Consider the following 7,027-nt stretch of genomic DNA (forward strand, 5'->3'; position numbering starts at 1 on the left):
TCGCCGCAGACCGCGAGTCGACGACCCGCACCCCGGAGAGCTGGGCGGCGACGTGCTCGGCGGCGCCGAACGTGCCCGACAACGCCGCCGAGATGTGGACCGCCACCACCCCGGCGCCAGCGCTGTCGCCCAGCGCGGCCCGGTAGGCGTCGGTGAGTTCCTCCGGGTTGGTTCCGGCCGTGCTGACGCCGTCGCGGGCATAGATGTCCGCTGGCACGTCATCGATGCCGTCGCGCAGATCAGCGCCGTCGAGCAGGATGTGCAGCGGCACCACCCGGATACCCCACCGGTCGCGCAGCTCCGCGGGCAGGCATGCCGACGAATCGGTGATGACGGTGACGGTCATGGACGGGTCACGCCGACGATCCGGGAACGCCCGCCTCAGCCAGCGCTTTGAGCATCAGTTCGGCCACGGCCCGGTGCGCTTCGAAGTTCCAGTGGATGCCATCCGGGTTGGCCCGCCCGCTCATGACCTCGTCGGCCACCGCCGCCTTCAGATCGACCAGCGTGACGTCCTGACGCTGCGCCCATTGCGTGATCGCGTGCACCGTCGGCTCCCGCCCCTGGTGAGCCCGACCATAGGTGTCGGCGATGTGAACTGATGGCAGACAGGCCACAATCGGGATTCCTGGCCGGTTGAAGTCTATTGCGCCCCTGGTCATCTCGAGATAGTCGGCGGTCAGTTGCGGCGGCAGCGCCGCTCGTGCCCGCGGCGAGAACCGCGGCTGCAGCCAGCCGTATCCATCGCGGACCCAGCGCCGCAGCCGGGGCGGGCGAACATACCGGATCAACTCACGCAGCGCGGTCGGCCACACCGACGGCAGCGAGTCCATCCCGCTGGTGGCGATGATGACGGCCCCGGCACGAGGCAGCGCAGCCCAGGCGCGCGGGTCCTGGGTGGCCGCCCACCACACGTCGCGGCTGGTCCAACCGATCCGCCCGATCAGCTCGACGTCCCAGCCGAGTTGCGCGCCGACGATGTTCGGCCATATCCGCGGGTCGTCGGCGGGCAGCCCGCCGGTCGGCCCGTAGTACGACAGTGAGTCGGCGAAGATCAGCAGCGCGGGGCGCTTCTCGGCCGGCGGCAGGGGTTCAGAGGACATCGCCGGCCACCTGCGCCGAAGCGTTCCAGACATCGAGGCGCCATCGCACATCAGCGAAGTCGCCGGCGCCGTCGGACTCCTCGGAGTACCCGCTGAGCTGGGTCCAGCTGGCGTTGGCCATCCCGCCCAGCGCCGGCCAGCTCTCGACCGGAAGACGCAGCAGCGCAGCGGTCAGCGCTGCGATCAGGCCGCCGTGTGCGACCAGCACCACCGGCCGGTCCGCCTGGTCGGCGCTCCCCCAGGCCGGCTCACCGGCCACCAACTCGGCGACCAGCGGTTCGCTGCGCGCGGCCACATCCACCCTGCTCTCGCCACCGTGGGGAGCCCACCGGGCGTCGTCGCGCCACGCCAACCGCGCGCCCGGCGCCGCGGCGTCGACTTCTTCGTGGGTCAGCCCCTGCCAGTCACCCAGGTGCGTTTCGCGCAACCGGGTGTCGACGCGGACCGGCAGCCCGTTGTGCTCGGCCAGCACCGTGGCGGTGTCGTAGGCGCGCCATAGATCCGACGACACGATCAGCAACGGGTGGCGCTTGCGCAGCACCTCGGCCGCCGCAACCGCCTGCGCGCGACCGAGGTCGCTCAGGACGGTGTCCAGCTGGCCCTGCATGCGGCTGCCGGCGTTGAACTCGGTCTGGCCGTGCCGTAACAGGATCAGCCGGCGGACCCTCACGACGCGTCCTCCGGGGCCGGCGCAGGCCCCAGGTCGACCGGCACTACGGGGCAGTCCTTCCACAGCCGGTCGAGCGCATAGAAGTCGCGCTCGTCCTGGTGTTGGATGTGCACGACGATGTCGACGTAGTCCAGCAGCGTCCAGCGGCCCTCGCGGGTGCCCTCGCGGCGCGCCGGCTTATAGCCAGCCAGCCGCATCTTCTCCTCCACCTCGTCGACGATCGCGTTGACCTGCCGTTCGTTGGATGCCGAGGCGATGACGAAGCAGTCGGTGATGACCAGCTGGTCCGAGACGTCGATGACGACGACATCGGTGGCCAGCTTGGCGGCGGCGGCCACCGCGGCCACCCTCGCCATGTCGATCGCCGCTGAGCCGGCCGTCATGCGTTGTTCCCGGCCGCCAGGCTGGTGGATCGGCCCACCGCCTTGTTGGCGTCCGAGCCGTCGCCGCCGCGGTAGAGCCGGCGTTTGGACACATACTGCACAACGCCGTCGGGCATCAGATACCACAGCGGCCGACGCTGCTCGGCGCGCTCCCGACACTCGGTCGACGAGATCGCCAACGCCGGAATCTCCACCAAGGTCAACGCATGCTCCTCCAGTTCGCCCAGCACACCGGTGATGTGGTCATGCCGCAGCTCGTATCCGGGCCGGCTGACCCCCACGAACCGCGCCAGGTCGAACAACTCCTCCCAGCCCTGCCAGGACAGTATCGACGCCAACGCGTCGGCACCGGTGATGAAGTACAGCTCGGAATCGGGGTTCAGCGCATGCAGGTCTTGCAACGTGTCGCGGGTGTAGGTGGGACCGGCCCGGTCGATGTCCACCCGGCTCACCGAGAAGCGCGGATTGGACGCGGTGGCGATCACCGTCATCAGGTACCGGTCCTCGGCCGCCGAGACGTGCCGATCCTTCTGCCAGGGCTGTCCGCTGGGCACGAAGACGACCTCGTCCAGCGCGAATTTGTGGGCTACCTCGCTGGCCGCGACCAGGTGGCCGTAATGGATGGGATCGAACGTCCCGCCCATCACCCCCAGCCTGCGTAGCCCGACATGCATGGTTGGCCAGCTTACTGGACCAGCAGAAACAGCATCACCGGACGGCCGCCGGCCGGTTAGCCCCGTTGCCGCGGCAAAGCGTCGCCGGATCGTGTAGAAGAAGGCGGTGGAAGATTTATCTCCGAGCTCAGATGTGGCGCGATCGGCGAAGGACGCCATGCTGCGGCGTTTCTACACCCGGGCACGGATCAGTGGTCAGGTTGTGCTTCCGGCCGTCCCGAGCATGCTGGACGAATACGTCTCGATGTGTGACACCGTGTTCGCGGGCCTGGGCAAGCGCTTCAACGACGCCGAACTCGCCCACCTGCGGGGGGTCTTGGCGGGTCAACTGAGTGCGGCCTATTCGGCATCCCCACGCTCGAACATCGTCATCTCCTACGACGCCCCGATCGGCCTCACCCTGAACTACACGGTCCGCGCCGAATGGACCTCGATCGCGCAGGCGTATGAGCGCTGGCTGGAGACACGCGAGCCCCCGCTGTTCGGCACCGAACCCGATGCCCGGGTCTGGGAGTTGGCCTCCGAGGCCCCGGCTCCGGCTACTTGTCGGATACTCGATATCGGCGCGGGCACCGGCCGTAACGCCCTGGCGCTGGCGCGTCGCGGGCATCCGGTCGACGTGGTGGAGATGACTGCGACGTTCGCCGATATCCTCAGGCAGGAAGCGCAACGCGACTCGTTGGATGTGCGCGTCATCGTGCGTGACGTCTTCGTCGATGCCGACGATCTGCGCGACGACTACGACTTGATCGTGCTCTCGGAGGTGTTGACCGACTTCCGGTCGACTCAGCAACTACGCACTCTTTTCGAGCTCGCCGCCCGGCATCTGGCTACGGGTGGGCGGTTGGTGTTCAACGCGTTCCTGGCCCGCGACGGCTACCGCCCCGACGATGCCGCCCGCGAATTCTGTCAGCAGGTGTACTCGACCTTGTTCACCCGTGATGAAATGTCCGCTGCGGCAGCAGGATTGCCTCTCGAGCTTCGTGCCGATGAGTCCGTCCACGACTACGAGAAAGCACATCTGCCCGACGGTGCCTGGCCGCCCACCAGCTGGTACATCGACTGGGTGAGCGGGCTCGATGCGTTCAGGACCTCGCGCGAGGCCAGCCCGATCGAGTTGCGCTGGCTGGTCTACGAGCGACACGCTGACAGGCGGGACGGGTAGCCGCCACCGCCCGGTGATCACCCGCCCTGGCAGAGCATTCCCTGGGGCCCTTCCCAGCTGTCTCCCAACGTTTTTACGCATTCGTCAACGTTTGTATTTCACGCAGGAAACGTCCACACCCCCAGGTACGGCAGCGTAGTTTTGGCGACACGCAGTTGTCCGGGGGAGGTCCGAACCTTTGCGCACGACGGCTGAATCTCCTACTGCGTGGCCGATCGTCGGCCGCGACGATGAACTGCGTGCAGCGCTGGCGACGCTCGGGCCGGATTCTGAGTATCAGGGCATCGCGCTGGTCGGCGACAGCGGCGTCGGCAAATCGACGCTCGCCCGCACGCTCGGGGCCCGCCTCACCGCGGCCGGGCGCGCGGTGCGCTTCGTGCTGGGCACCCAGACCGGTTTTGACGTACCGCTCGGTGCATTCTCCCGGTCGGTGACGGTCGATGCGAGCCGCGAACCGGCTGCGATGTTGGCGATAGCGCACCAGAACCTCGCGGCCGCCGAGCGCCCGGTGGTCATCGTCGACGACGCCCAACTGCTGGACCCGTTGTCGGCCACCCTGGTCTATCAGCTAGCCGCCGAGCGCACCGCGCAACTGATAGTGGTGATCCGGTCCGGCGAAACGCTCCTCGACGCGGTGACCGCGCTGCTCAAAGAACAGCTGCTGTTGAACATGCGCATCAACCCGTTCACCCGCGAACAGACCGGTGAACTCGCACGCCGGGTGCTCGGGGGTGTCGTCAGCACGCAGGTGATCAACCGGTTACACGACCGAAGCGGCGGAAGCCCGCTGTATCTGCGGGGACTGCTGCGAGCCGGCCGCGATAACGGTGTCCTGGTGTTGGACGAGTACGGCTGGCAGCTCAAGGGTTCACTGCACGCCGACCAGGAACTCTCTGTCCTGCTGGGGTTTCGGCTCCAGGCCCTTACTCCAGACGAACTGGAGGCACTCGAGATTCTTGCGATTGCCGAGTTGCTGGACTGGGAAGTCTTCCGCGAACTCTGTTCTTCCGAAGCTGTTTCCGGACTGGAACGTCATCGCTTGATCCACCTGGCCTCCGACGGCCGGGGAACTCTGGTCCAGGTGACCCACCCGATTTTCGGCGAGGCGGTGCTCGAACGTATCGGTGTGGTGCGCTCGCGCCGACTCAACGGGATGCTGTTCAAAGCCTTTGACAAGTATTTCCGCAGAGGCGGTCGGCGCCTGCGGTTGGCCGACGTTCGCGGCAAGATCCGGATGGCCCAGTTCATGATCTGCAGCGACCTGGAGCCCGACTTCGAGTTGATCATCGGCGCAGCGGTGCGGGCAGCGACGATGTCCAACCTCGCCCACGCAGAAGAGCTGGCCCGCTTCGCCTTTGACCGCGACGGCGGCTTACCGGCGGCGCTCGTGCTCGGTGACACACTGCTGTGGCAAGGCCGAGGCGACGAAGCCGAATCGGTGCTGACCGATGTCAGCCTCGACGGCGCCGACGACGCCGCGATCGTCGACTGGGGTTGTGTACGCGCGTCGAATCTGTTCTGGAATTGCGGTGAGATCGACGCGGCACAGCAGGTGCTGGCCGAGGTCACCGGGCGCGCCCACTCGGAAGTCAGCGCCGCGCTGGTCCACGCTCTGGAGACGGCTTTCGCGTTCTTCACCGGCGACCTCGCAACGCCACTCCGCGACGGGACGTCGCTCTGCGAAGCAGACATATCCCCGATGGCGACGGCCCTGGCTGCCCTGCCGACCGCACATGCGCTGGCCAAAGCCGGACGCTTCGGCGAGGTCACCGGAATCGCCCAGATCGGATTGCGCGCCGCTGCGAACAATCGCTCCGGGATGATTCGATTCGGTCTCGGTATCGCCGAGGTGACGGCACTCGTCGACGCCGGGGATTACTCCGCTGCCGAACGAGCCGCGGAACGCTATGCCACCATGGCAGCCGGGGTGCCGGAACCCGATGCGATGGTCGGTGTGCTGGTCGGCCTGGTCCACCTGGCACGCGGCCAATTGCCATTGGCAGCTTCGCTGTTGCAAGACTCGGCGCCGGTATTGGCGGACGCTGCCCCATCCCTGTGGCTGATGCTGGCGAACGCTTGCTCCGCTCAAGCCGATGCGGCGCGGGGCAACGCCGTGTCGGCGTCTATCGCACTGCGACATTGTGAAGAGGCCTACGGACCGCAGATCGCTGCGTTCCTGCCGGAACTGGAGCTTGCCCGAGCCTGGGAGCGGGTGGCGCACGGTCAGATCTCCGATGCCCGGACCCACGCGCTGCGAGCGGCACAGATCGCCCGGCGGTCCGGGATGCTCGCTGTCGAGATGCGCGCGCTGCACACCGCGATCCGATTCGGCGACCGATCGCACGCGGACCGGCTGGCAGAGCTCGCCAAGGAGTTGGACGCTCCCTTGCCGGATGCGGTTGCCACCCAAGCTCGTGGCCTTGCCGACCGCAACGCCGACCTGTTGAGTGTCGCGTCGGAGCGGTTCGCGGCCATCGGTGCGTTCGCGTTCGCCGCCGATGCGGCAGCCCAAGCATCCGCTGAGTACGGGCGCGTCAGCCAACGCGGCAAGCAGTTGGAGTCGGCGACCCGGACCCAATGGTTGGCCGGGCAGGGCGACATCCACACTCCCGCCGTCGTGGCGGTGACTCAGCCACTGCCGATCACCGACCGTGAACGAGAGATCGCGATGCTCGTTGCCGCCGGCCTTCCCAACCGTCAGATCGCCGATCGGCTTTCCGTCTCGGTACGGACCATCGATGGCCATCTTTACCGGATGTTCGCCAAGCTCGGCATCGAGCGGCGCGATCAGTTGGTCCGTCTGCTCGACGGATTCCGATCAGAGGCCTGAGCCAATCTACGCCCAACGCCGTTGGCGTTCACAGTGATCACATCATGACAAGACCGCGGTCGCCGGATTTGGATCTCCGACGACCGCGGTCGTGCCGTGGCCGGCCTCAGCCGACCATCATGCGGGCGGTGCCGGCGTACCGTCGGCGCCTTCGGCGCCGTTGCCGCCGGGGGTGGTCCCGGCGCTGCCGCCGGCGCCGTTC

General features: G+C 67.5%; 7 protein-coding genes. 2 read left to right on the plus strand and 5 right to left on the minus strand.

Annotation, left to right across the window (positions count from 1 at the left end; all coding sequences use genetic code 11):
- The 5 genes from DQP56_RS21305 to nadD all read right to left on the minus strand — a co-directional run.
- A partial coding sequence (locus tag DQP56_RS21305; RefSeq protein WP_205868945.1) for a DegV family protein occupies nt 1-346 on the minus strand: 346 nt, incomplete at its 3' end.
- 7 nt (nt 347-353) lie between these two features.
- Complete coding sequence (octT, locus tag DQP56_RS21310) at nt 354-1,103, minus strand: diglucosylglycerate octanoyltransferase (protein ID WP_112688839.1); 750 nt, start codon at nt 1,101-1,103, stop codon at nt 354-356.
- The gene (gene gpgP / locus DQP56_RS21315) at nt 1,093-1,773 is read right to left on the minus strand and encodes a glucosyl-3-phosphoglycerate phosphatase (RefSeq protein ID WP_112688841.1); all 681 of its coding nucleotides are present in this window, start codon (nt 1,771-1,773) and stop codon (nt 1,093-1,095) included. The genes octT and gpgP overlap by 11 nt, the downstream gene beginning before the upstream one ends.
- Nucleotides 1,770-2,156, minus strand: a complete 387-nt coding sequence (gene rsfS / locus DQP56_RS21320) for a ribosome silencing factor (RefSeq protein ID WP_112688843.1) — start codon at nt 2,154-2,156, stop codon at nt 1,770-1,772. The genes gpgP and rsfS overlap by 4 nt, the downstream gene beginning before the upstream one ends.
- Nucleotides 2,153-2,830: a nicotinate-nucleotide adenylyltransferase gene (gene nadD / locus DQP56_RS21325; RefSeq protein WP_286167798.1), complete on the minus strand. Its 678-nt coding sequence runs from the start codon at nt 2,828-2,830 to the stop codon at nt 2,153-2,155. The genes rsfS and nadD overlap by 4 nt, the downstream gene beginning before the upstream one ends.
- A 157-nt stretch (nt 2,831-2,987) precedes the next feature.
- Between nadD and DQP56_RS21330 the strand changes: the two genes are divergently transcribed.
- Entirely contained in the window at nt 2,988-3,995 is a 1,008-nt protein-coding gene (locus DQP56_RS21330) for a class I SAM-dependent methyltransferase (RefSeq protein WP_112688847.1), read from the plus strand.
- A gap of 178 nt (nt 3,996-4,173) precedes the next feature.
- Nucleotides 4,174-6,825 (plus strand): helix-turn-helix transcriptional regulator, encoded by a 2,652-nt coding sequence (locus DQP56_RS21335; protein ID WP_112688849.1) that lies wholly within the window; start codon nt 4,174-4,176, stop codon nt 6,823-6,825.
- Nucleotides 6,826-7,027: the final 202 nt, after the last annotated feature.

The organism is Mycolicibacter senuensis (assembly GCF_003284925.1).
Taxonomy (GTDB): domain Bacteria; phylum Actinomycetota; class Actinomycetes; order Mycobacteriales; family Mycobacteriaceae; genus Mycobacterium; species Mycobacterium algericum_A.